The organism is Kitasatospora sp. NPDC001095 (genome assembly GCF_053598615.1).
Genome location: NZ_JBSFKQ010000078.1, coordinates 1 through 23,925, shown reverse-complemented (window position 1 = coordinate 23,925; position 23,925 = coordinate 1). Strand labels below are relative to the sequence as shown.

At 75.0% G+C, this 23,925-nt stretch carries 12 protein-coding genes and 1 pseudogene; 9 read left to right on the top strand and 4 right to left on the bottom strand.

Features of this window, described 5'->3' with window-relative positions; genetic code table 11:
• The 3 genes from ACWDBB_RS34730 to ACWDBB_RS34720 all read right to left on the bottom strand — a co-directional run.
• On the bottom strand, positions 1-11,934 hold an 11,934-nt coding region (locus ACWDBB_RS34730), incomplete at its 3' end, for an SDR family NAD(P)-dependent oxidoreductase (RefSeq protein WP_449793398.1).
• 181 nt (positions 11,935-12,115) lie between these two features.
• A complete protein-coding gene (locus ACWDBB_RS34725; protein WP_402410373.1) occupies positions 12,116-12,820 on the bottom strand; it encodes an SDR family oxidoreductase in 705 nt (234 codons plus the stop codon).
• An 81-nt stretch (positions 12,821-12,901) separates the two neighbouring features.
• Complete coding sequence (locus ACWDBB_RS34720) at positions 12,902-13,951, bottom strand: ketoacyl-ACP synthase III family protein (protein ID WP_449793397.1); 1,050 nt, start codon at positions 13,949-13,951, stop codon at positions 12,902-12,904.
• A gap of 271 nt (positions 13,952-14,222) precedes the next feature.
• On the opposite strand from ACWDBB_RS34720, the gene ACWDBB_RS34715 reads away from it, so the two are divergent.
• The 8 genes from ACWDBB_RS34715 (at position 14,223) to ACWDBB_RS34680 (ending at position 21,584) form a co-directional block, all read left to right on the top strand.
• Positions 14,223-14,495, top strand: coding sequence for an acyl carrier protein (locus ACWDBB_RS34715; protein ID WP_449793396.1), 273 nt, complete (start codon positions 14,223-14,225; stop codon positions 14,493-14,495).
• Positions 14,488-15,711 carry a beta-ketoacyl-[acyl-carrier-protein] synthase family protein gene (locus ACWDBB_RS34710; RefSeq protein ID WP_449793395.1) on the top strand — a complete coding sequence of 408 codons (1,224 nt, stop codon included), beginning with the start codon at positions 14,488-14,490 and terminating at the stop codon, positions 15,709-15,711. The genes ACWDBB_RS34715 and ACWDBB_RS34710 overlap by 8 nt, the downstream gene beginning before the upstream one ends.
• On the top strand, positions 15,708-16,874 hold the full coding sequence (locus tag ACWDBB_RS34705) for a beta-ketoacyl synthase N-terminal-like domain-containing protein (protein ID WP_449793394.1): 1,167 nt from the start codon (positions 15,708-15,710) through the stop codon (positions 16,872-16,874). The genes ACWDBB_RS34710 and ACWDBB_RS34705 overlap by 4 nt, the downstream gene beginning before the upstream one ends.
• A 44-nt stretch (positions 16,875-16,918) precedes the next feature.
• Positions 16,919-17,899 (top strand): AfsA-related hotdog domain-containing protein, encoded by a 981-nt coding sequence (locus ACWDBB_RS34700; RefSeq protein ID WP_449793393.1) that lies wholly within the window; start codon positions 16,919-16,921, stop codon positions 17,897-17,899.
• A 35-nt stretch (positions 17,900-17,934) separates the two neighbouring features.
• Positions 17,935-18,603, top strand: a complete 669-nt coding sequence (locus ACWDBB_RS34695) for an HAD family hydrolase (protein WP_392882972.1) — start codon at positions 17,935-17,937, stop codon at positions 18,601-18,603.
• Between the two features lie 36 nt (positions 18,604-18,639).
• Positions 18,640-19,842, top strand: coding sequence for a cytochrome P450 (locus ACWDBB_RS34690; RefSeq protein ID WP_449793392.1), 1,203 nt, complete (start codon positions 18,640-18,642; stop codon positions 19,840-19,842).
• A 379-nt stretch (positions 19,843-20,221) separates the two neighbouring features.
• Complete coding sequence (locus tag ACWDBB_RS34685; RefSeq protein WP_392882978.1) at positions 20,222-20,845, top strand: AfsR/SARP family transcriptional regulator; 624 nt, start codon at positions 20,222-20,224, stop codon at positions 20,843-20,845.
• A gap of 28 nt (positions 20,846-20,873) precedes the next feature.
• Entirely contained in the window at positions 20,874-21,584 is a 711-nt protein-coding gene (locus tag ACWDBB_RS34680) for a 4'-phosphopantetheinyl transferase family protein (RefSeq protein WP_449793391.1), read from the top strand.
• Between the two features lie 94 nt (positions 21,585-21,678).
• On the opposite strand, the pseudogene ACWDBB_RS34675 reads toward ACWDBB_RS34680, so the two are convergent.
• Positions 21,679-21,843 (bottom strand): annotated as a pseudogene (locus ACWDBB_RS34675) (ArsR/SmtB family transcription factor); the annotation flags it as partial.
• Positions 21,844-22,022: 179 nt separating this feature from the next.
• Here ACWDBB_RS34675 and ACWDBB_RS34670 point away from each other — a divergent pair.
• Complete coding sequence (locus ACWDBB_RS34670; protein ID WP_449793390.1) at positions 22,023-23,603, top strand: MFS transporter; 1,581 nt, start codon at positions 22,023-22,025, stop codon at positions 23,601-23,603.
• Positions 23,604-23,925: the final 322 nt, after the last annotated feature.

Here is a 23,925-nt window from a genome sequence, read left to right as displayed (position 1 = left end):
GCCGACGCCCTCGCCCCAGCCGGTGCCGTCCGCGGCGGCGGCGAAGGGCTTGCAGCGGCCGTCGGGGGCGAGCCCGCGCTGGCGGGAGAACTCGATGAACGGCGTGGGCGTCGACATCACCGTCACGCCGCCGGCCAGGGCGAGGTCGCTCTCGCCCGAGCGCAGTGACTGGGCGGCGAGGTGCAGCGCCACCAGCGAGGACGAACAGGCGGTGTCGACGCTGACGGCCGGGCCCTCCAGCCCGAGCGCGTAGGCGAGCCGGCCGGAGGCCACGCTGCCGGCCGTTCCGGAGCCGAGGTAGCCCTCGACCTCCGCGGGCACCCGGCGCGCCCACGAGCCGTAGTCGTGGTACATCACGCCCGCGAAGACGCCGGTCCGGCTGCCGCGCAGGGTGGCCGGGTCGATGCCGGCCCGTTCGACGGCCTCCCAGCCGGTCTCCAGCAGCAGCCGCTGCTGCGGGTCCATGGCGAGCGCCTCGCGCGGGTTGATCCCGAAGAACGCGGCGTCGAACGCGGTGGCGTCGCGCAGGAACGCCCCGTGGCGCGCGTAGCTCTTGCCCGGCTTGCCAGGGTCCGGGTCGTACAGCCCGGCGAGGTCCCAGCCGCGGTCCCCGGGCAGCTCGCCGACGGCGTCGACGCCGTTCGCGACCAGCGCCCACAGGGCCTCGGGGGTGGTGACGCCGCCGGGGTAGCGGCAGGCCATCGCGATGATCGCGATCGGCTCCTCGGCGGTGGGCGCCGCCGTGCGCGCCGGGACCGGCGCGGCCTCCTCGGCACCCAGCAGCCGGGACGCCAGGTAGCCCGCCAGCTCCTGCGGGGTGGGGCGGTCGAAGACCAGCCCGGCGGGGAGCGTCAGACCGGTCAACGCGCCCAGCCGGTTGCGCAGTTCGAGCGCGGTCAGGGAGTCCATGCCCAACTGGGCGAAGGCCCGGCCGTCCTGTGACTCGTCCAGGGCGTCGAGCCCGAGGACGGCCGCGGCCTCAGCCCGTACCGCGGCGGCCAGTTCGCGCAGCCGCTCCGTCTCGTCCAGGGTGCGCACCCGGGTGGACAGCCCGGCCGTCGGGGCGGGCGCCGGGGCGGGACGGTGGGCCGGCTCCGGTCGGACCAGGGCGCGCAGCAGCGGCGCGAGCGGGGCCGCTCCCGCGCGGCCCCCGGTGGCCGCCGCCGAGGCGGGGTCGAGGCGTGCCGGCGCGAGGAACGGTTCGTCGGCGGCCAGCGCGGCGTCCAGCAGGGCGAGCCCGTGCGCGGTGCTCAACGGCCGTACGCCCACCCGGGCGAGGCGGGACAGGTCGGCCTCGTCGAGTCCGGCGGTCAGCCCGCTGCGTTCCGCCCACAGCCCCCAGGCCAGCGAGGTCGCGGGCAGGCCGAGGCCGCGGCGGTGGACGGCGAGGGCGTCCAGGAAGGCGTTGGCGGCGGCGTAGTTGCCCTGGCCGGCCGAGCCGAGCAGCCCGGCGGCCGAGGAGAACAGCACGAACGCCGAGAGGTCCCGGCCTTGCGTCAACTCGTGCAGGTGCAGGGCCGCATGGGCCTTCGGGCGTAGGACGCCCGCCAGCCGCTCGGCGGTCAGCGAGCCGATCGCGCCGTCGTCCAGGACGCCGGCCGCGTGCACCACGGCCGTCAGCGGGTGCTCGGCGGGCACGCCCGCCAGCAGGGCCGCCGCCTGCGCGCGGTCGGCGAGGTCGCAGCCGACCACCGTGGTCCGGGCCCCCAGCTCGGCCAGCTCGGTCACCAACTCCACCACACCGGGCGACTGTTCACCGCCGCGACTGGCCAGCAGCAGGTGCCGGGCGCCGTGTTCGGAGACCAGGTGGCGGGCGACGAGCCGTCCGAGCAGCCCGGTCCCGCCGGTGATCAGCACCGTGCCGTCCGGGTCGAGCGGACGGGGCGACCGCAGCTCGGGGACATCCGCCCGGGCCAGTCGGGGCACCCGTACGGTGCCCGCGCGCAGGGCCAGTTGGGGTTCCTCGCCGGCCGCCGCGGGCGCCAGCGCGCGGGCGGAGGCGGGGGCGTCGTCGAGGTCGGCGAGGACCAGGCGACCGGGGTGCTCGGTCTGCGCGGAGCGCAGCAGCCCCCAGACGGCGGCCTCGGCGGGGTCGGGCGTCTCGCCGTCGGTCACGGCCACGGCGGAGCGGGTCACCAGGACCAGCCGCGCCGGGGCCAACCGCTCCTCGGCCAGCCACGCCTGGACCAGGGCCAGCGCCCGAGCCGTCGTCGCCAGGGCCCGGTCGGCGGCGGAGCCGGGGTCCGCGGCGCCCGCCGGGCGTACGGCGGCGAACACCAGGTCCGGCACCGGCTCACCGGCGTCGAGCGCGGCGCGCAGCGCGGTGAGGTCGGCCCAGCGCGGGGCCGGCTCACCCGGCAGCAGGTCGTCCGCGCCGAGCACCGCCCGCCGTCCGGCCGGTGCCGCCGCCGCCACCGGCGCGGGGGCGGCGGGCCAGTCGAGCCGGTAGAGCCCGCTCTCCCCGGCCTCCGGCCGCCCGGCCGTCAGGTCCGCCGGTGCCGGGCGCAGCACGACGGCCCCGACGGAGGCCACCGGGCGCCCGTCCGCGTCGTGGGCGGTGAGCGTGGCCTCGCCCGGCCCGGCGAGGCCGAGCCGTACCCGCAGGGCGGCCGTGCCCCGGACCGGCGCCGACACCCGCTGCCAGGCGAACGGCAGTACGGCCGGAGCCTCGCCGTCCGCGACCAGGCCGATGGTGTGCAGGGCCGCGTCGAACAGGGCCGGGTGCACCGCGTACCGCTCGGCCTCGGCCTGCTCGGCTCCGGTCAGGGCCACCTCGGCGAGGACCTCCTCGCCACTGCGCCAGGCCCGGACCAGGTTCCGGAACGCCGGGCCGTAGCCGTAGCCCCGGCGGGCCAGCCGCTCGTACAGGTCGGCGGTGTCGATCGCCGTGGCGCCGGGCGGCGGCCACTCCTCGGCCGGGTCGGCGGGCCGCTCGGGAACGGGGGCGAGCAGCCCGGTGGCGTGCTGCGTCCACGGCAGGCCCGCGCCGGCGTGTTCGGCGCGGGAGAAGATCCGGATGCTGCGGCGGCCCGCTTCGTCGGCCGCGCCCACCGCCACCTGGAGGGCGACGCCGCCGGCCGGCGGGGGCAGCAGCGGTGCGGTGAGGCCGAGCTCGTCGACCGACGCGCAGCCGACCTGCTCGCCGGCGCGGAGCGCGAGTTCGACGAAGGCGGTGCCGGGCAGCAGGACGGCGCCGGCCACCCGGTGGTCCCCGAGCCAGGGCTGCGTCCGCTCGGCCAGCCGGCCGGTGAGGACGTACTCGTCGGTTCCCGCGAGGTGCAGCACCGAGGACAGCAGCGGATGGTCGACCGGCCGCTGACCGGTCGCGTGCGGCGCGCCCCCGGCCGGGGCGGCGGGGGGCTCCAGCCAGTACCGGGTGCGCTGGAAGGGGTAGGTGGGCAGCTCGACCGGGGGGCGGTCGGCGGCGCCGAGGACGGCCGTCCAGTCCACCTCGAGCCCCTGGACGAAGTCCTCGGCGGCGGCCGGGACCTGCCCACCGGGGGCCACCACGCCCTCGCCGCCGGCCGCGACGGCGGCGAGCCCGGCGAGCAGCTCCTCGCGGTCCCGGCCGACCACGACGGCGCGGTGCTCGAAGGCCGACCGGGTGGTGGCCAGGGCGCGGGCCACGGCCGCCGGGTCGGGGCCGGGCTGCCCGGCGGCCAGGGCGAGCAACTGCTCGGCGCGGGCCCGCAGCGCGCCGGGCGTCCGCCCGGAGAGCACCCACGGCACGACCTCGGGGCCGGCGGGTGCCGGGACGGGCTCGGGCTCGGGCCGGGGCTGTTCCAGGATGACGTGGGCGTTGGTGCCGCTGATGCCGAAGGAGGAGACGGCGGCCCGGCGCGGGTCGTCGCCGGTGCTCCAGGGGGTGTTCTCGGTGAGCAGCGCCACCGCGCCCGAGGACCAGTCGACGTGCGGGGTCGGCTCGTCCACGTGCAGGGTCCGGGGCAGGACGCCGTGGCGCATCGCCATGACCATCTTGATCACCCCGGCGACGCCGGCGGCGGCCTGCGGATGGCCGAGGTTGGACTTCACCGAACCGAGCCGGACCGGGCGGTCCGCCGGGCGGTGCTGCCCGTAGGTCGCCAGCAGGGCCCGGGCCTCGATCGGGTCGCCGAGGGTGGTACCGGTGCCGTGCGCCTCGACGGCGTCGACGTCGGCGGGGGTGAGTCCGGCGTCGGCGAGGGCCTGGCGGATCACCCGCTCCTGGGCGGGGCCGTTGGGGGCGGTGAGGCCGTTGCTGGCGCCGTCCTGGTTGACGGCGCTGCCGCGGACCAGGGCGAGGACGGGGTGGCCGTTGGCGCGGGCGTCGGAGAGCCGCTCCAGGACCAGGACGCCGACGCCCTCGCCCCAGCCGGTGCCGTCCGCGGCGGCGGCGAAGGGCTTGCAGCGGCCGTCGGGGGCGAGCCCGCGCTGGCGGGAGAACTCGACGAAGACACCGGGGCTCGACATCACCGTCACCCCGCCCGCCAGTGCCAGCGAGCACTCGCCGGAGCGCAGCGACCGGGCGGCCAGGTGCAGTGCCACCAGGGAGGTGGAGCAGGCGGTGTCGATGCTGACGGCCGGGCCCTCCAGCCCCAGCGCGTAGGCGAGCCGGCCGGAGACCACGCTCGCGGCGCTGCCGGTCAGCACGTAGCCGTCGGCGGTGCCGGCCGGCTCCGCCAGGCGCGGCCCGTACTCGCCGTTGGACGCGCCGACGTAGACCCCGGTGTCGCTGCCGCGCAGGGTGGCCGGGTCGATGCCGGCCCGTTCGACGGCCTCCCAGCCGGTCTCCAGCAGCAGCCGCTGCTGCGGGTCCATGGCGAGCGCCTCACGCGGGCTGATCCCGAAGAACGCGGCGTCGAACTCGCCCGCGTCGTACAGGAATCCGCCGTGCCGGCTGTACGAGGTGCCAGGCCTTCCCGGCTCCGGGTGGAACAGCCGCCCGACGTCCCAGCCGCGGTCGTCGGGCAGGTCGCCGATCGCGTCGGTGCCGGACAGGACGAGGTCCCACAGGCCGTCGGGGGAGGTCACGCCGCCGGGGTAGCGGCAGGCCATGCCGACGATCGCGATCGGCTCGTCGTCGTCGGCGGCCCGCGCCGCGACGGCGGGGGCCGGCCGGGCGTCGTCGCCGGTGAGCCCGGCGAGGACGACCTCGGCCACCGCGCGCGGGGTGGGGTGGTCGTAGACCAGCGTGGGGGACAGCCGCAGCCCGGTCGCGGCGCTCAGCCGGTTGCGCAGTTCCACGGCCGTCAACGAGGTGAGCCCCAGTTCGGAGAAGATCCGGTGCTCCCGGACCTGCTCGGCGGAGGCGTAGCCGAGGACGCTCGCGACGGCCCCGCGCACGACCTGCGACACCGCCTCCGCGCGCCGCAGCGGATCGAGTCCGGCCAGCCGTCGGGCCGGCCGGGCGCCGTCCGGGCCAGGGGCGGCCGACCCGGCGGCCGCCTCACGGGCCTCGGGGACGGTGTCGAACAGCGGGCGCGGGCGGCCGAGCGTGACGGCGGGGACGAGGGCGTTCCAGTCGACCCGGGCCACGGTCACGCAGTCGTCGCCGGCGGCGAGCGCCCCCTCCAGCGCGGCGAGGCCCTGCTCGGGGGCGAGACCGGGCAGGCCGAGGCGGTGGAGCTGGTCGGCGACGGCGGTGCCGGTCGCCATCCCGGCACCGGCCCACGGCCCCCAGGCGATGGAGGTGGCCGGCAGTCCCTCGGCGCGGCGGTGCTCCGCGAGGGCGTCGAGGAAGGCGTTGCCGGGGGCGTAGCCGCCCTGCCCGGGCAGGCCCCAGGTGGCGGCCACGGAGGAGAAGAGCACGAAGGCGGACAGGTCGGCGCTCCGGGTCAGCTCGTCCAGGTTCCGCGCGGCGGTGGCCTTGGCGCGCAGCGCCCGGTCCAGCCGGTCGGGGGTGAGGGCGTCGAGCAGGGCGTCGTCGAGCTGCCCGGCGGCGTGCACCACGGTGGTCAGCGGGAGGTCGTCCGGCAGGGCGGCGAGGACGGCGGCGAGCGCGTCCCGGTCGGCCGCGTCGCAGGCGGCGAACGTGACGCGGGCACCGAGCGCGGCCAGTTCGGCCCGCAACTCCTCGGCGCCGGGCGCCTGTTCGCCGCGGCGGCTGACCAGCAGCAGGTGCTCGGCGCCGGCCCGCGCCAGCCGCCGGGCGGCCAGTGCGCCGAGCGCGCCGGTGCCGCCGGTGACCAGGGCGGTGCCCCGGGTGCGCCACGCGCGGTGGGCGTGCGGCGGGGCGGGGGAGCGTTCGAGGCGGCGGGCGAACACCCCGAGCGGCCGGATCGCGAGCTGGTCCTCCGCGCCGTCGCCGGTCAGCACCTCGGCCAGGTGGTCGGTGGACGCGTCGTCGGCCTCGGCGGGCAGGTCGACCAGCCCGCCCCAGCGCTCGGGGTGCTCCAGGGCGACGATCCGCCCCAGGCCCCACAGTTGGGCCTGCTCCGGGTCGCGCACCCGGTCCCCGGCCCCGGTGCCCACGGCGCCGCTGGTGGCGTACCAGACCGGGGCGGCCGGCTCCAGCTCGCCGAGGGCCTGGGTCAGCGCGAGCGAGGCGGCCAGACCGGCGGGTACGGACGGGTGGTCGGCCAGGGGTCCTTCGGCCAGGGCGAGCAGGGATAGCACTCCGGTCGGGCGGAACCCGTCCAGTGCGGCGCGCAGCCGCTCGGCGACGCGGGTCCGGTCCGCGGCCGGGTCGACGGCGATCTGCCGCACCTCGGCGCCCCGGACGGTCAGCGCCCGTACGGCCGCCTCCGTCCACGGACCGCTCCGTCCGGCTCGCGCCGGGACGGCCACCAGCCAGCGTCCACCGGGAGTGGTGTCCGTGGCCGGGCCGACCCGGTGCCAGCGGACCCGGTAGCGCAGGGCGTCCAGCGCGGCCCGCGCGCGTCGGCGCCCGTGCCAGCGGGACAGCACCGGCAGCGCCGCGGACAGCGCCTCGGCGGCGGGGGCGTCCGGCGCGGAGCCGAGGTCGAGCTCGGTGGCGACGGCCTCGGCGTCGCCCTGCTCCACCGCGGCCCAGAACCGCTGCTCGGCCTCGTCGGGGGCGGCGCCGACGTCCGGGCGTGCGGCGGGCTGCCACCAGTACCGGTCCCGGCGGAACGGGTAGGTGGGCAGCTCGACCACCCGGGCGCCGGTGTCCGCGAACAGCACCGCCCAGTCCACGACCAGCCCCTGGACGAAGTCCTCGGCAGCGGCCGTCGCGAGGCCGGCGGCGCCCTCGGCGGGGGCCGTCACGCCGGTGCGGCCGGCGGCCACGGCGGCGAGCCCGGCGAGCAGCTCCGCCCGGTCGGCGCCGAGGACCACCGCGCGGTGCTCGAAGGCGGAGCGGGTGGTGGCCAGGGTGTACGCCACGTCGACCGGGCGGGCCTCGGGGTCGGCGTTCAGGTGCCGGGTGAGCCGTAGGGCCTGCTCGCGCAGCGCCTCGGGGGTCTTCGCGGACAGCACCAGCGGCAGTGGGCCGTCGGCGGGCGCCGGTGCGGCGGACGGCTGCTGGTCCGGCTTCTCGACCGTCTCCTCGTACGGCTCCTCGTACGGCTCCTCGAGGATGACGTGGGCGTTGGTGCCGCTGATGCCGAAGGAGGAGACGCCGGCTCGGCGGGGGCGGCCGGTGGCGGGCCAGGGGGTGTTCTCGGTGAGGAGGGTCACGGTGCCGGAGGACCAGTCGACGTGGGGGGTGGGTTCGTCGATGTGGAGGGTGCGGGGCAGGGTGGCGTGGCGCATGGCCATGACCGTCTTGATGACGCCGGCGACGCCGGCGGCGGCCTGGGTGTGGCCGAGGTTGGATTTGACGGAGCCGAGGTGGAGCGGTTGTCGGGGGGTGCGGTGGGGGCCGTAGACGGCGAGGATGGCTTCGGCTTCGATGGGGTCGCCGAGGGTGGTGCCGGTGCCGTGGGCCTCGATGGCGTCGATGTCGGTGGGGGTGAGTCCGGCGTTGGTGAGGGCCTGGCGCAGGACGCGTTCCTGGGCGGGGCCGTTGGGGGCGGTGAGGCCGTTGCTGGCGCCGTCCTGGTTGACGGCGCTGCCGCGCAGCAGGGCGAGGACCCGGTGCCCGTTGCGGCGGGCGTCGGAGAGGCGTTCCAGCAGCAGGACGCCGACGCCCTCGCCCCAGCCGGTGCCGTCCGCGGCGGCGGCGAAGGGCTTGCAGCGCCCGTCCTCGGACAGCCCGCGCTGGCGGGAGAACTCGACGAAGGTGCCCGGTGTGGACATCACCGTCACGCCGCCGGCCAGGGCGAGGTCGCTCTCGCCCGAGCGCAGTGACTGGGCGGCCAGGTGCAGCGCCACCAGCGAGGACGAACAGGCGGTGTCGACCGAGACGGCCGGGCCCTCCAGCCCGAGCACGTAGGCGAGCCGGCCGGAGGCCACGCTGCCCGCGCTGCCGGTGAGCAGGTAACCGTCGGTGCCGTCCTCGCCCTCGTGGAGGCGCGGCCCGTAGTCGGAGGCCATCAGTCCGGTGAAGACGCCGGTCCGGCTGCCGCGCAGTGGCGCGGGGTCGATCCCGGCCCGCTCGAAGGCCTCCCAGGCGACCTCCAGCAGCAGCCGCTGCTGCGGGTCGGTGGCCAGGGCCTCGCGCGGGGACAGGCCGAAGAACCCGGCGTCGAAGCGGTCGGCGTCGTACAGGAAGCCGCCGTGCCGGGTGTAGGAGGTGCCGGAGTGCCCCGGGTCGGGGTGGTGGAGCGCGTCGAGGTCCCAGCCCCGGTTGTCGGGGAAGCCGCTGACGGCGTCCCGTCCGTCGGCGACCAGCCTCCACAGTTCCTCCGGGCCGTTCGCCCCGCCGGGGAAGCGGCAGGCCATGCCGACGATCACCACCGGGTCGTCGGTGTCGGCGGTGGGCGGGGCGACGGGCTCCGACGGCCCGGCGGCGGGCGTGCCGAGCAGCCCGGTCAGCAGGTGGGCGGCCAGTGCCCGGGGGGTGGGGTGGGCGAAGACGGCGGTGGTCGGCAGTCGCAGCCCGGTCGCCGCGTTCAGCCGGTTGCGCAGTTCGACGGCGGCGATCGAGTCGAAGCCCGACTCCTTGAATGCCCGGCCCGGGTCGACCGAGCCACCGGACTCGTGGCCGAGGACGGCCGCGGTCTGCTCCCGCACCAGGTCGAGCAGCGGGGCCTCCCGCTCGGACTCCGGCAGTGCGGCCAGCCGGTCGGCCGGCGGCCGCGCCGTCCCGGACCGTTCGGCCGGGGTGCCGCCGGGCCGCAGGGCCTCGGCGGCGGGCGCCGACGGGGCGGGAGCGGCGGTCCCGGGAAGCCAGTACGGCGTGCGTTGGAAGGCGTAGGTGGGCAGTCCGACCGGCCGGGCGGCGCCGAAGAACGGCGTCCAGTCCACGGCGGCGCCCGCGACCTGGGCCTGGGCGAGCGAGCCGAGCAGCCTGGTGCGGCCGCCGTCCTCACGCCGGAGCGTGCCGACGACGGCGGCCGGGTCCTGCGGGGTGGTCCACGCCTCGGCGGCCTCCTGGACGCCGACGGCGAGGACGGGGTGCGGGCTGGACTCCACGAACAGCCGGTGCCCGTCGGCGAGCAGGGCGCGGACGGTCTCCTCGAACCAGACGGTGCCGCGCAGGTTCCGGTACCAGTAGTCGGCGTCCAGCGCGGTGGTGTCGGCGACCGGGCCGGCGGTGACGGTCGAGTAGAAGGCGACGTCCGCGGCGGCCGGGAGCGGGGTGATGTCGGCGAGCGCGGCGAGCAGTTCGTCCCGGACGGCCTCGACGCCGGGGGAGTGCGAGGCGTAGTCGACGTCGATCCGCCGGGCCCGGACGTCCTCCGCCTGGTAGGCGGCGAGCAGTTGGTCGAGGACGGCGCCGTCGCCGGCGAGCACGGTGGCGGAGGGGCCGTTGACGGCGGCCACCGAGACCCGGTCGCGCCAGGGTGCGATCCGTTCGGCGACCTCGGCGACGGGCAGCGGCACGGAGGCCATCGCGCCGGTCCCGGCGAGCCGGGTGAGCGCCTGCGCCCGCAGGGCGACGACCTTGGCCGCGTCCCGCAGCGACAGCACCCCGGCGACGTGGGCGGCGGCGATCTCGCCCTGCGAGTGGCCGACCACGGCGTCCGGCGTCACGCCGTGGGCCCGCCACACCGCGGCGAGCGAGACCATGACCGCCCACAGGGCGGGTTGCACGACGTCCACCCGCTCCAGTGACGGCGCCCCGGGCTCGCCGCGCAGCACCGCGGTGAGCGACCAGTCGACGAACTCGGCGAGCGCCTCCTCGCAGGCGGCGATCCGTTCGGCGAAGACCTCGCTGTCCGCGAGCAGCTCCCGCCCCATGGCCGCCCACTGGGACCCCTGGCCGGGGAAGACCAGCACGGTGCGGCCGTGCACGGCCGGGGCGGTGGGTGCCACGACGTTGCGGGCGGGCCGGTCCTCGGCCAGGGCGGTGAGACCGGCGAGCAGCTCCGCGCGGTCGGCGCCGACCACCACCGCGCGGTGCTCGAACACCGAGCGGGTGGTGGCCAGGGCGAGCCCGACCTCGGCCGGCCCCGAGTCCTGATGTTCCGTCAGGAAGTCGGCGAGGCGGGCGGCCTGGGCGCGCAGCGCGGCGCCGCTGCGGGCGGACAGCGGCCACGGTACGGCGGCGGGTTCGGCCGGCGGCTGGTCGGCCCCCGCCGTGGTGGTGTCCGGCGGGCCGGTCACCACCACGTGGCAGTTGGTGCCGCCGAGCCCGAACGAGCTGACCCCGGCGACGAGTCGGCGGCTCTGCCGCGGCCAGGGCGACAGCTCGGTGTGGACCGCGAGGTTCAGCTCGTCCAGCGGGATGTCCGGGTTGGGCGTGCGGTAGTTGAGGCTCGGTGGGACGAGCCCGTGCCGGATGCTCAGGGCGACCTTGAGGAAGCCGGCGATGCCGGCCGCGCCCTCGAGGTGGCCGAGGTTGGTCTTGACCGACCCCACCCGCAGCGGGCCGCGGGCCCCTTCGTCGTGGGCCGCCCGGCGCGCGTGGCCCACGACGGCGCCCAGGGCGGCCGCCTCCACCGGGTCGCCCGCCCGGGTGCCGGTGCCGTGCAGCTCCACGTACTGGACGTCGGCCGGGTCGACCCCGGAGCGGCGGTAGGCCCGCCGGATCACGGCCTCCTGGGCCCGCGCGTCGGGCGCGGTCAGGCTGCCGGAGCCGCCGCCGTCGTTGTTCACCGCGCTGCCCCGGATCACGCAGAGGACGGGCGAGCCCTGGGCGAGCGCGTCGTCGAGCCGCTGCAGCACCACCAGGCCGCCGCCCTCGCCGCGGACGTAGCCGTTGGCGCGGGCGTCGAAGGTGTAGCAGCGGCCGTCCGGGGAGAGGCCGCCGAGCTTGGCGGCGGTGACCGCGTTCTCCACCGCGAGGTCCAGGTTCACCCCGCCGGCCAGGGCGAGCGTGCTCTCGCCGCGGCGCAGGCTCTCGCAGGCCAGGTGCAGGGCGACCAGGGAGGAGGACTGGGCGGTGTCCACCACCAGGCTCGGCCCAGCCAGCCCCAGGGCGTGGGAGAGCCGGTTGGCGATCACCCCGCGCTGCAGGCCCGCCGCCCAGTGCCGGGTGGTGGCGCCGGCACCGTCGCGGTGCAGCAGGGCCGCGTAGTCGTCCCAGATCGCGCCGACGAAGACGCCGGTCGCGCTGCCGGCCAGCCGCTCGGGCAGCAGGCGGGCGTTCTCCAGCGCCTCCCAGCCGAGTTCCAGCATCAGGCGCTGCTGCGGGTCCATCGCGGCGGCCTCGCGCGGGCCGATGCCGAAGAACTCGGCGTCGAAGCCGGTGACGGTGGGCCAGTCCAGGAAGCCGCCGTGCCGCAGGTCCGCCCGCCCGGGGGCGTCGAGGTCGCCGTCGCCGTACCAGGCCCCGGCGTCCCAGCGCTCGGGCGGGGTCGGGCCGACGGCGCTGCGGCCCTCGCTCAGCAGCCGCCAGTACGCCTCGGGGGAGGACGCTCCGGGGAACCGGCAGGCCAGGCCGATCACCGCGACGGGGACGTCCGGCTCCTCGTCGCGGGCTGCTCCGGCGGCGGGCGGCTGGTCCATCGGTTCCGACTCCCTTGTGCCGTGTGGGGGCGGCCGGTTCCGGGGAGCCGACCGGTGGGGCTGGTCGCACGAAGAATTGCCCGGTCCGGGCGGAGCGGGGGCATCGACACCGGGGCAGGCGGGTGCCTGACCCGGTCGGTGCCCGGACCGGGAGTTCGAGAGGGCGGGCGAGGCCGTGGCGTCAGATGCCCATGCCGATGCCGCCGCCGACCGGGAGGACCGCGCCGGTGATGTAGCTGGCCTCCTCGCTGGCGAGGAAGCGCACGGCGGCGGCCACCTCGCGGTCGGTGCCGGGGCGGCCGAGCGGGGTCATCTTCATGGTGTCGCGCATCCGTCGGTCGGACAGCGACTTGGTCATGTCGGTCTCGATGATGCCCGGGGCGACCAGGTTGACGGTGATGCCCCGCGACCCCAACTCCCAGGCCAGCGACCGGGCGAAGCCCAGCAGTGCGGTCTTGGTGGCCGCGTAGTTGGTCTGGCCGGGCGAGCCGAGGAAGCCGAGCGCGGAGGAGAGCAGCACGATCCGGCCGCGCCGCTCGGCGAGCATGGTCGAGGCCGCGGCGCGCACCGTGCGGAACACGCCCCGCAGGTTGACGTCCAGCACCTCGTCGAAGGCCTTGTCGTCCATCCGCAGCAGCAGGGTGTCCCGGGTGATGCCGGCGTTGGCGACCAGCACCTCGACCGGGCCCTGCTCGCGGGCGACGGTCTCCAGCGCCTCCTCCACCGAGGTCTGGTCGGTGACCTCGCAGCGCACCCCGAGGAAGCCCTCCGGGACGTCACCGCCCCGGTGGCCGACCGCGACCCGGTCGCCGTCCGCCGCCATCGCGCGGGCCACCGCCAGACCGATGCCGCGGTTGGCCCCGGTGATGAAGACTGATCGAGACATGGTTCGTGGGTCGCCTTTCGTGAGGTGGTCGTTCGGTGCGGCCCGCCGAACCGGCGGCGGGCGTGCGGCGCACTGGCGCGGTCAGCGCTCCGGGGCCTGGACCAGCAGGCAGGACCAGGTGAAGCCGGCGCCCGCGCTGAACACCAGGGCGGCCTCGCCGGGGGCGAGTACGTCCGCCTCCAGCAGGTCCGCGAGGCCGGCCACGGCGTCGCCCGCGCCCAGGTGGCCGGTGGCGCGGCCGAAGTCCAGCGGCTCGGCGGAGGTCTCCTCCGCGAGGATGGTGAGCCAGGAGTCCTGGAGGGTCTTGCGGCCGAAGCGGGGCAGGACCGCGTAGCGCAGCCGGGGGTCGCCCGGGTGCATGCCGGCGCCGTCCAGGGCGTCGGTGATGATCATGCGGATGCTGCGCCGGTTGACCTCGACGAACCGCTCGTTGCCGTGTTCGCGTAGGTAGGCGCGCTTGGTGATCCGCATGTCGACCCGGTCGCGCACGCCGCGCGAGACGGGGGCGAAGGGGTCGACGCCCCGGTGCATCGCCTCCAGTTCGGCGGCGGCGGTGCTCGCCGTCGAGCGCAGCAGCAGCCCGTCGTCGGCCTCCGCGCCGGGGCCGCTCAGCACGACCGCGGTGCCGCCGTCACCATAGGCCACGCCGTAGTCGCTGGCCCAGCGGTCGAAGCCGGGCGCGGTGAAGCGGTCGGCGGTGGTGACCAGGGCGCGTCGGGGGGTGTCCCCGGCGCCGGCGGAGGTCAGGTAGGTCGAGGCGAGCTGGATGGCGGTGCTTCCACCGTTGCACACCTGCTGGATGCCGATGGGCAGGGCCCGGTCGGCGCCGATCCGGTGCGCGATGTAGTGGGCGGGCGACCACAGGTCGTGCCCCTGGTAGTACATGCTCGCGTGGAAGGTCAGGTCGAGTTCCTTGGGCGCGATGCCGACCGTGTCCATGGCCTTGCGGGCGGCGGCGACCGCCATGTCGGGTGCCGTCTCCTCGACGGCGGCGGGGACGTCCTCGTGACCGAGGTCCCGGGCGTGCCGGGGCGTCAGCCGGCCCTCCTGGACGGCGCACTCGACGCGGTCGCGTTCCTCGGGGAGCCACAGTGCCGCGGCCGTAATGGTCACCGGTTCCGCCAGCCTCATCCCCGACCTCCTTCCGGAATTCGCTCTGCGGGTACTTCCCGGCCGAGTCTGCGGCGGGCAGATAGAAACGGGTTAAAAAAACGGCACCGACGTCCGGTCGAACGGCCCGAATGTGTCGATTTGGGTCATGCCACCTTAGACACATGGCCGCCTGCAACTATCGACGGGTTGCCGCCCCCCCGGTCGCTGGATTCGAATTGCGGGGAACTCGCCGACCTGCCGGGAAAGATCTCCGGAGGGTCGGACGTGACCAATTGAGGGGAAGAGGAATATGGGCAACAGCCAGCTTCCGGGCGAAATTCGGGAGAAGATCCGCGAAATCGTCGCCGAGGTGCTCGAAGCGGACATTGCCGACCTCACCGACGAGCAGAGCTTCGTCGACGACCTCGAGGCCGACTCGCTCCTGGTGATCGAGATCATCTCGCGCTTCGAGCGTGACCTGCACATCAAGATCCCCAAGGACGACCTGTCCGAGCTGGACACCCTGCCCGAGGCCTACGAGCTCGTCGCCAAGCACTACGTGGGCGAGGCCGTAGGTGCGTAACAGGACGTCCCGGCGGGTCGTCGTCACCGGGCTCGGGGCCGTCAGCGGCCTCGGGCTCGGGGCCGGGGAACTGATCGAGGGCATCCGGGACGGCCGCAGCGGCATCGGTCCGATCGAGCAGTTCGACCCGACCGGCTTCGAGCACACCCTGGCCGGTGAGGTCCGCGGCTTCGACCCGTCGGAGCACCTGCGCCGCACCACGCCCGAGCGCTGGGGGCGCAGCGGCCAACTCGCCGCCGCCGCAGGGAGGATGGCCGTCGAGGACGCCGGCCTGGACACCGCGGCCGGGCTCCCGGACGGGGGCGTCAGCTGCTTCGGCACCACCAACGGCGAGTCCCAGGCGGTCGAGCACGCGGTGGCCCGCTGGGTCGCCGACGGGCCCGCCGCCCTGCGGCCGGAGCAGATCGCCCGCACCGAGCCGGGCAACATCGCCGGCGCGGTCTCCGCCGAGCTGGGCCTCACCGGCGAGTCGCTCACCTTCGGCACGGCGTGCGCCGCCGGCAACTACGCCATCGGCTACGCCTACGACCTGATCCGCTCCGGCGAGGCCGACTTCGCCGTCTGCGGCGGCGCGGACGCCTCCAACCGGGCCACCCACGCGGGCTTCCACGCGCTCGGCGCCCTCGCCGAGACCGTGCCGCGCCCCTTCGACGAGCACCGCGACGGCATCGTCACCGCCGAGGGCGGCGCGGCGCTCGTCCTGGAGCCCCTCGACGAGGCGCTGCGCCGCGGCGCGCGGATCTACGCCGAGGTGCTCGGCTACGGCATGACCTGCGACGCCAAGCACATGACCAACCCCAACGCCGCGACCATTGCCGAGTGCGTGCGGATCGCGCACGCCAACGCCGGGGTCGAGCCGGGGGACGTCGACTACATCTGCGCGCACGGCACCGGAACCCGGGCCAACGACGTCACCGAGGTGAGCGCCGTGCGCGAGGTGTTCGGGGAGACCCTGCCCCCGATCAGCTCCGTCAAGTCGATGCTCGGGCACACCATGGGCGCGGCCGCGGCCTTCGGCGCGCTGGTGTCCTGCGCCGCCCTGCACGAGGGGTTCCTGCCGCCGAGCGCGACGCTGCGCACGGTGGACCCCGAACTCGGCGAGGTGGACGTCGTTCCCGGCACCGCCCGGGCCGCCGCCCCCCGCGTCGTGCAGAACCACGGCTTCGCCTTCGGCGGCAACAACGCGGTCCTCCTGCTAGGGAAGGTCGAGGCATGACCGGAACCACTCTGCTCGAAGCGGCGCCCTCCGCCCGCCCGGCCGACGAGCGGGAGCACACCGAGCCGTCCGTCCTGCCGATCGACATCCTCGGCCACGCCGTGTTCAGTGCCGCCGGCCACGGGACGGCCCCGATCGCCGCCGCGCTGGCCCGGCCGGAGCCGCCGGCCGGCGCGCCCGGCGAGGACTGGCCGGAGCTGGCCGTGCGGCCGGTGGCGGACTTCGATCCGCAGGCCGTCCTCGGCCGCAAGGGGCTGTCCCGGCTGTCCCGCACCGACCAGCTGGTCATGGCGGCCTGCGTGCTCGCCGCGGACGGGACCGTCGCCGGGTCGACCGCCCGTACCGGCATCGTGCTCGGCACCACCGTGGGCAGCTCCGGCGCCCAGGAGGTGTTCTTCCGCGACACCTTCGTGCAGGAGCGCCCGTACCTGGTCAACCCGTCGGCCTTCCCCGGCACGCTGATGAACTCGGCGGCCGGCAAGACCGCGATCCGGCTCGGGTTCACGGGGATCAACGCGACCGTCTCCGGCGGCCCGCTGGCCGCCCTGCACGCCCTGCGCTACGCCCGGACCGCGCTGGTCAACGGCCACGCGGACCGGCTGCTCGCGGGCGGCGTGGAGGAGCTGTCCGCGGCCGCCGCCTGGTCCTGGCGGCAGAGCGGCGCGCTGCGCCCGGAGTCGGCCCTCGGCGAGGGCTGCGGCGTCTTCGTGCTGGAGCGCGAGGGCGCGCGGGGCGAGGACCGCGGCGTCCTCGGGCAGCTGCTGGCCTGCGAGAGCGGCCACGCCGACCCGGTCGTCGACGGCCCGCTCGGCGTGGCCGCCCGGCTCGCCGCCGTGGTGCGCCGCGCGCTGCGGCGCAGCGGACTGCCGGCCGACGAGCCGGTGGCCGTGGCCCCGGGCGCGGCGGCCCGGCGCGGCTGGTCCGCGGTCGAGCGGCGCGCCCTGCGCGAGGCCCTCGGCGCCGTCCCGGCGGAGCGGATCGTCCGCACCGACACCGCGCTCGGCGAGACGTACGGGGCCTCCGTCGCCCTGCAGCTGGCGGCCGTCCTGGGCCGCTGGCAGGCGGGGCAGGCCGCACCGGGGGAGCGGGCGGCCGTGCTCACCGCGGTCGGCCCCGACGGGTCCGTCGGCGCCGCGGTGATCGCCCGGCCCGACCCGCGCTGAACTCCCGTCCGCGCATGTCCACCGCACCGATCTGGAGAACTCTCATGGAAAGCACGTCTCTGCTCGACCCGTCGGACCGGACCGAGGAGGCCCCGGCCCCCCTGGCGTACGAGCAGACCGTCCCCCGCAGCCTGGTGCACCGCTGGTCGCTCTCCGAGGTGTTCCTGACCGGATCGCGTGCGGTGGACGGGCGGCGGTTCCAGGCCGCCGCCCAACTGCCGCTGTCCCACGGGTACTTCAGGGACCACCCGGGCCGTCTCGACCACCACGACGTGCTGCTCGTGCTGGAGGCGTGCCGGCAGTCCGTCACCGCCGCGGCCCACCTCCACCAGGGTGTCCCGGCCGCCACCACCTTCATGGTGACCGCCTGGACCCTGGAGATCACCGACCCGGACGCGCTGGCGTGCGGAACCCGCCCGGGCGAGCTGGCCATCGACGGCGACGTCACCGGCCGGCACGAGCGCGGCGGACGGCTGCGCCGACTGGAGTTCGCGATGGACCTCAGCCTGGACGGCAGGCCGCTCGGGCACCTCACCATGGACGTCCGCTCGACCGCGACCGACCAGTACCACAACCTGCGCTACATGCAGCGCGGCAGCGAGGTGCCGACCGCCTTCGGCCTGCCCGCCGACCCGATCGGCGAGCCGGTCGACCCGGCCGCGGTGCGCCGCCTCGACCCGGTGAACGCCGTTCTCGACGACGTCCGCCGCGAGGACGGCGGGCTGGCCGCGGTGCTCAGCCCGCGCACCTTCCGCAACCGCAGCATGTACGACCACCCGTACGACCACGTCCCGGCGATGGTCTTCAGCGAGGCCGCCCGCCAGTGCGCGCTGCTCCTGGCCGACGGCGCGGAGGGCGCCGGCCGGGTGCTGCGACTGGACGGCTCGTTCGACCGCTTCGCCGAACTGGACCAGACCGTTCGACTCACCGCCGCGCCGGATCCGGACCGCGGCGCCACCTCCTACCTGTTGCGGGCGGTGCAGGGCGAGCAGGCCGTGGCATCCGTCTCCGTCACGCTCGCCTGACCCGTTCACACCACCTCCTTTCGGAAGGCATCACCATGTCCCACCTGTCCATGGTCTGGTTCGACTTCGGCGGCGTCCTGTCCCCGCCGCTGGAGCGCATCTACGAGGCGTACGAGGTCAAGACCGGCATCAGCCCCCGCCAGCTCAAGGCCGCGATCAAGGGCGTCGCCGACGAGATGGGCCTGCCCACCATGGCGCCCGTCGAGGTCGGCGTGATCAGCGAGCCCGAGTGGGGCCGCCGGCTGGCCCGGGTGCTGGCCGAGCAGAACCCCGGCATCGACCTGTCCCGGGCCGAGCTGGAGACCTTCGGCCGGCAGTGGTTCGACGGCATCAAGGCCAACCCGGTCATGGTCCGGGCGTACCGGTACATCCAGGACAACGGCGTGCGCGTCGGCGTCCTGTCCAACAACGTCACCGAGTGGGGCCCGTACTGGAAGGCGATCATCGCCCCGGTCGGCGAGGTCGACGTCCTGATCGACTCCTCCGAGGTCGGCCACCGCAAGCCCGACCCGGAGATCTTCGAGATCGCCGCCAAGACCGCCGACGTATCGCCCGCCGAGTGCCTGCTCATCGACGACGTCGAGGAGAACCTCGCCGCCGCCCGCGCCCAGGGCTGGAAGACGGTGCTCTACCAGAACGACGAGCAGACCCTCGCCGACCTGCACGCCGCGACCGGCCTCGCCGGTCTGACCGACCTGCTCTGAGCCCGCCCGGCCGGACACCCCGGAGGAGCCACCACCATGACCACCTCAGTCGACGCGTCCGTCTCGGTCACGGACATCCCGGGCCTGGACCCGACGCCGCTGTACACGCCGGTGCCCGAGCGCTCGGCCGGCGGCCTGCCGCAGATCGCGCTGCCCAGCGGCCACCACGCCGTGCACCTCACCCGCTACGCGGACGTGCACAAGGCGCTGACCGACCCGACCTACGGCCGGACCGAGACCAACGTCGAGGGCGGCCCGACCTTCTTCCCCACCACCCTGCCGCCCGAGATGCTGATCAACCTGGACGGCCAGGACCACTCCCGGCTGCGCCGGTTCGTCACCGCGGACTACAGCGCCAACGCGGTCGCCAAGCTGCGCCCGTACCTGGACGAGGCGATCACCCGCAGCTTCGCCGAGCTGCGCGCCCAGGAGCGGCCCGACCTGTACACCGCCGTCCTGGACCGGGTGCCGATCGAGCTGACCTGCCACTTCCTCGGCATCCCGGTGGAGGACGTGGCGTACTTCCGCCCGCACTCCCGCACCATCCAGATGGCGCTGCACGACGACGTGCCGCAGCTGGTGGAGGACTTCTTCACCGCGTACAACTACGTCGCCGACATGGTCGCCGGCAAGCGCCCCTACGTCCCGGGCGGCCTGATCGAGAAGTTCATCCAGGGCCGCGACGAGACCGAGCCGCCGCTGGAGGACAAGGAGCTCGTCGGCATCATCTTCACCGCCGTGGTGTCGGTGGACCAGAACGTGCTCTCGGTCCTGGCCAAGGCCGCCCACGTGCTGCTCAGCGCGCCGAGCCTGTGGCAGCGGGCCGTCGCCGATCCCGAGGTCATGCCGCAGCTGGTCGAGGAGATCATCCGACTGGTCCCGCTGGGCCGGATGTCCACCTTCCCGCGGGTCGCCCACCGGGAGGTGGTGACCTCCGAGGGAACCATCCACGTCGGCGACCTCGTCTACGCGGACGCCTTCCTCGGCAACCGCGACCCCGAGGTGTACGAGAACCCGCTGGTCATCGACCCGGACCGGAAGGGCAAGCGCCACCTGCAGTTCGGCTACGGCATGCACCACTGCCTCGGCGCGGCGCTGGCCCGCCTGGAGATCGCCGAGATCCTCGGCCGTCTGGTGCGCGAGTTCCCGACCCTGACGCTGGACGGCGACCCGGCCGACCTGGTCTGGGACGAGGGCGCGCTGCTGCGCCGTCCGACCGGGCTGCCGGTGCGCTGGTAGCCGTACGGTGCCCGCGGGGGAAGCCCTCCCGCGAGGACGCACCCGGGCCCCGTCTGCTGGCAGGCGGGGCCCGGGTGCGTCACGTGTGTCACCCGGCATGTTCCTTTGGACGTACCCGGGGTGGCACCTGAGGAGCAGATCCATTGAGTCCCCCGGTGCGGGACCGATATTTTCTTGAAGCGTCGGCCGGGGGGCAGACGAGATCCCGCCATCGCGCGGGAACCACGGGGGATACATGTCGGACGTGATGCGTGTCGATGTGCTGGGCACACTGGAATTCCGTTTCACCGACCGGGTCTTCGCACTTCGAGGGCCCAAACTGCGAAAAGTACTGGCCCTACTCGCACTGCGGGCGAACGAGGACGTGAACATCGACGTGATGGCGCATGAACTGTGGGGGGAGAATCAGCCCGCCACCGCCGTCATGACCGTCCGCACCCACATTTACCACCTGCGGAAGTGGTTCGCGGCCGTCCCGGTCGCGGAGGAATGCAAGCCGCAGATCGCCAGCCAGCCGTACGGCTACCGGTTGGAGATATCCGAGGAGCACGTCGACGCCACGGAGTTCCGGCTCCGCTGCGCCTACGGGTCCAAGCTGCTGGACGCCGGCCGGGTGGACGCGGCCGCCGAGACCTTCGGCCAGGCGCTGGCACTGTGGCGCGGCCCGGTGCTCACCGACGTGCGGCACGGCGCCGTGATCGAACAACTCGCCTCGGAACTGGGCGGGTTGCGCGAGCGGGCGATCGAGCAGCGACTGGAGGCGGACCTCGACCGCGGGCGCCACCGGGACGTCGTCGAGGAGCTGCGGCTGCTGGTCGCGGCCCAGCCGTTCAACGAGTGGCGGCACGCCCAGCTCATCCGCGCCCTGCACGCCTCCGGCCGCCGGGTCGAGGCGCTCGGGGCCTACCAGTCGCTGCGCACCCTGCTCAACCGCGAGCTGGGCGTCGAGCCCTCCGGGGACGTCCAGCGGCTGCGCACCGAGATCCTCCGAGGCGTCGCATGAGATCCGGCCAGGAAGGACGTGACATCCCGTGATCGAGGAACTGCTGTCCGGGCCGGTCGTCGGCGCCGAATCGTTCGACACCGCGCAGGAGGCGGCCCTCTTCCCCGAGGAGGAGAGGTGGGCCGCCCCGATGGCCACCGCCCGGCGGGCCGGGTTCACCACGAGCCGCGACTGCGCCCGGCAGGCGATGGTCCGGCTCGGGCTGCCGCCGGCCCCGATCCTGCGCGGCCGCTCGGGCGAGCCGCTCTGGCCGAGCGGGCTCACCGGCAGCATGACCCACACCCGCGGCTACCACGCCGCGGCCGTCGCCCCCTCCCTGGACATCCTGGCGATCGGCGTCGACGCGGAGCCGAACCAGCGGCTGGGCAACAGCGACGCGCTGCCGCTGCTGTCGCTCGCCGCGGAGCGGGCGTGGGTCGGCACCCTGTTCGAGCGGCGGCCCGAAGTCAGCTGGGACCGGCTGCTGTTCAGCGCCAAGGAGTCCGTCTACAAGGCGTGCTTCCCGCTGGTCGGGCCGTTGGGCTTCGACGACGTGCTGATCACGGTCGACCCCCGGGACGGCACCTTCCGGGCCCGGGTCAGGCTTCCGGGGCCGGCTGGGCGGGACTCTCGCTCGACCCTGCTGACGGGCCGCTGGCTCGCCCGCGACGGCCTGATCGTGACCGCGATGGTGCTGCGGCGTCCGAGTCGTCGGCGGCGTCGTGCTCCGGACCTGGCCCGGGTGGCGGGTTTTGGCTGATCAGGTCCAGCAGCCCGGGGAAACGCGACTCCAGGTCCTCCCGTCGCAGGTGCGCCTTCCTGCTGTTGCCCCGGTTGATCTGCAGGACCAGCCCGGACTCGCGCAGGATTCGGAAGTGGTGACTGAGCGTGGACTTCGAGACCCCGAGGTCGAAGGACAGACAGGTGCGCTCGGTGCCGTCCGGCAACCCCACGAACTCCTGGATGACCTTGTACCGCAAGGGATCTGACAGAGCGTTCAGGATTGTCGGAAGCTCCATCTCGTCTCGGCTCGGGTGACCCTCCGCGTCGACCATTCTCCTCCGCCTCCCTGTCGCTCGTGGCCTCAACTCGTAGGCCAGGTTTGACTTGCATCATACCTCCGCTCCGTGCAAGCCTTAGGTTCTATAAGAACCGAACCTAAGGTTCGGAGCCCTCCGGAACGGGAGCTTCCCCAACCATGGCTGCACAGACCGAATCCCCCCTCGTCGGGGAAGACGCCGGATCCCAGGCGTCAGGGCGCCAGCGGCAGACGCTGATCCTGGTCGCCGTCCTTCTGGCCGTCTTCGTCGTCCCCACGTCCATCTCCGGTACCGGTGTGGCGCTGCCGTACATCGGCTCCGACCTGGACGCCGACCTGGTGCCCCTCCAGTGGGTCGTCAACGCCTTCAACGTGGCGTTCGCCTGCTTCACCCTCGCCTGGGGCTCCATCGCCGACATCATCGGCCGCGTCCGCGCCTTCGCCCTCGGTGCCACGATCTACGCGGTCGCCTCGCTGGTCAGCGTCTTCGCCGGCAACGTGATCCTGCTGGACGCCGCCCGCGCCCTGGCCGGCATCGGCGGCGCCGCGATCTTCTCCTGCGGTGCGGCGATGCTCTCCACCGTCTTCGAGGGCCCCGCCCGCGGCCGGGCGTTCGCGCTCTTCGGCACCGTCGCCGGCATCGGCGTCTCCTTCGGCCCGTCGCTGTCCGGCGCGCTGATCGAGAACGCCGGCTGGCGCTGGGTGTTCGCCGTGCACGTGATCGTGCTGGCCCTGGTCCTGCTCGCCGTCCCGACCATGAGCCGCGCCGTCCAGGAGACCCGCACCGAGGGTGCGCGCATCGACGTCGTCGGCTCCGCCCTGTTCATCCTCGCCATGCTGCTGCTCACCACCGGCATCGCGCAGGGTTCGCAGTGGGGCTGGGCCAGCCCGGGCGTGCTCGGCCTGTTCGCCGGCACGATCGTCGCCCTCGCGGTCTTCGCCGCGGTGGAGAAGCGCAAGGACCACCCGATGCTCGACCTGAGCATCGTCACCAACCGCCGCTTCATGGCGCTCTGCCTGGTGCCGGTGGCCGGCTCCTTCGGCTTCGTCACCATGCTGACCTACCTGCCCAGTTACCTCACCGCCGCCGGTGGCTACTCCAGCGGCACGGCCGGTGTGATCATGCTGATGCTCACCGTCCCGATGCTGATCCTCCCGCTGGTGGCCGCCAAGCTCGTCGCCAAGGGCGTCTCCGCGATGGGCATCATCTACCTGAGCCTGGTCTTCCTGGTGGTCGGCGCCGCCGGCCTGGAGCTCTACAAGCCCGACGTCAACCTCGGCCTGGTCGCCCTGCCGATGCTGATCGTGGGCGCCGGCTACGCCCTCGCCGCCGGCCTCGTCGACGGCAAGGCCCTGGAGCTCGTCGCCCCGGAGCGCGCCGGCATGGCCGCCGGTTTCCTCAACACCATGCGCCTCGGCAGCGAGGCCGTCGCCGTGGCGATCTACGGCTCGCTGCTCGCCACCGTCATCAGCGGCAAGACCCAGGACAGCATCGCCAGCTACGCCGGCGCCGGTGACGCGACCACCGTCGCCGGGACCGTCGCGAGCGGCAACATCTCCGGCCCGGCCGGCGACGTGGCCGAGGCGCAGCGCGGCAGCTTCACCGACCTCCTGGTCAACGCCTACGACGGCGCCTTCCACACCGTCCTGTGGGTGCTCGGCGGCATCTGCCTGGTGCTGCTCGTGCTCATCGCGCTGCTGCTGAGCGGCCGCAAGACCGAGCAGGCGAACGCCAACTGACCCCGCGGCCGCTTCCGGAGCGGCCCGCGGCCCCCGACCCGGTCGGGAGGCGCCTACACCCCCGGGGCGCCTCCCGACCGGTCCCAGGGCCGGTCGTCGAACCCGCTTCGAGGCCCGACCACCGGGCCGGGGCACCCGTCGGATCCGTCCGACCCCCATCCGCTACGTCTGGAGAACAGCATGACTGGCACCGTGCAGCAGGCCTCGGCCGCTGCTTCGAGCGGGCCCAAGCCGATCCGCAGACTCGATCGGGTGATCATTCGTTTCGCCGGTGATTCCGGTGACGGTATGCAGCTGACCGGTGACCGTTTCACGTCGGAGA

Bases quoted from the DNA above. Each gene is read 5' to 3' on its own strand.
- ACWDBB_RS34685 (WP_392882978.1), top strand. From the start codon at position 20,222: ATGGCGCATGAACTGTGGGGGGAGAATCAGCCCGCCACCGCCGTCATG.
- ACWDBB_RS34670 (WP_449793390.1), top strand. From the start codon at position 22,023: ATGGCTGCACAGACCGAATCCCCCCTCGTCGGGGAAGACGCCGGATCC.
- ACWDBB_RS34700 (WP_449793393.1), top strand. From the start codon at position 16,919: ATGGAAAGCACGTCTCTGCTCGACCCGTCGGACCGGACCGAGGAGGCC.
- ACWDBB_RS34695 (WP_392882972.1), top strand. From the start codon at position 17,935: ATGTCCCACCTGTCCATGGTCTGGTTCGACTTCGGCGGCGTCCTGTCC.
- ACWDBB_RS34705 (WP_449793394.1), top strand. From the start codon at position 15,708: ATGACCGGAACCACTCTGCTCGAAGCGGCGCCCTCCGCCCGCCCGGCC.
- ACWDBB_RS34720 (WP_449793397.1), bottom strand. From the start codon at position 13,951: ATGAGGCTGGCGGAACCGGTGACCATTACGGCCGCGGCACTGTGGCTC.
- ACWDBB_RS34690 (WP_449793392.1), top strand. From the start codon at position 18,640: ATGACCACCTCAGTCGACGCGTCCGTCTCGGTCACGGACATCCCGGGC.
- ACWDBB_RS34725 (WP_402410373.1), bottom strand. From the start codon at position 12,820: ATGTCTCGATCAGTCTTCATCACCGGGGCCAACCGCGGCATCGGTCTG.
- ACWDBB_RS34715 (WP_449793396.1), top strand. From the start codon at position 14,223: ATGGGCAACAGCCAGCTTCCGGGCGAAATTCGGGAGAAGATCCGCGAA.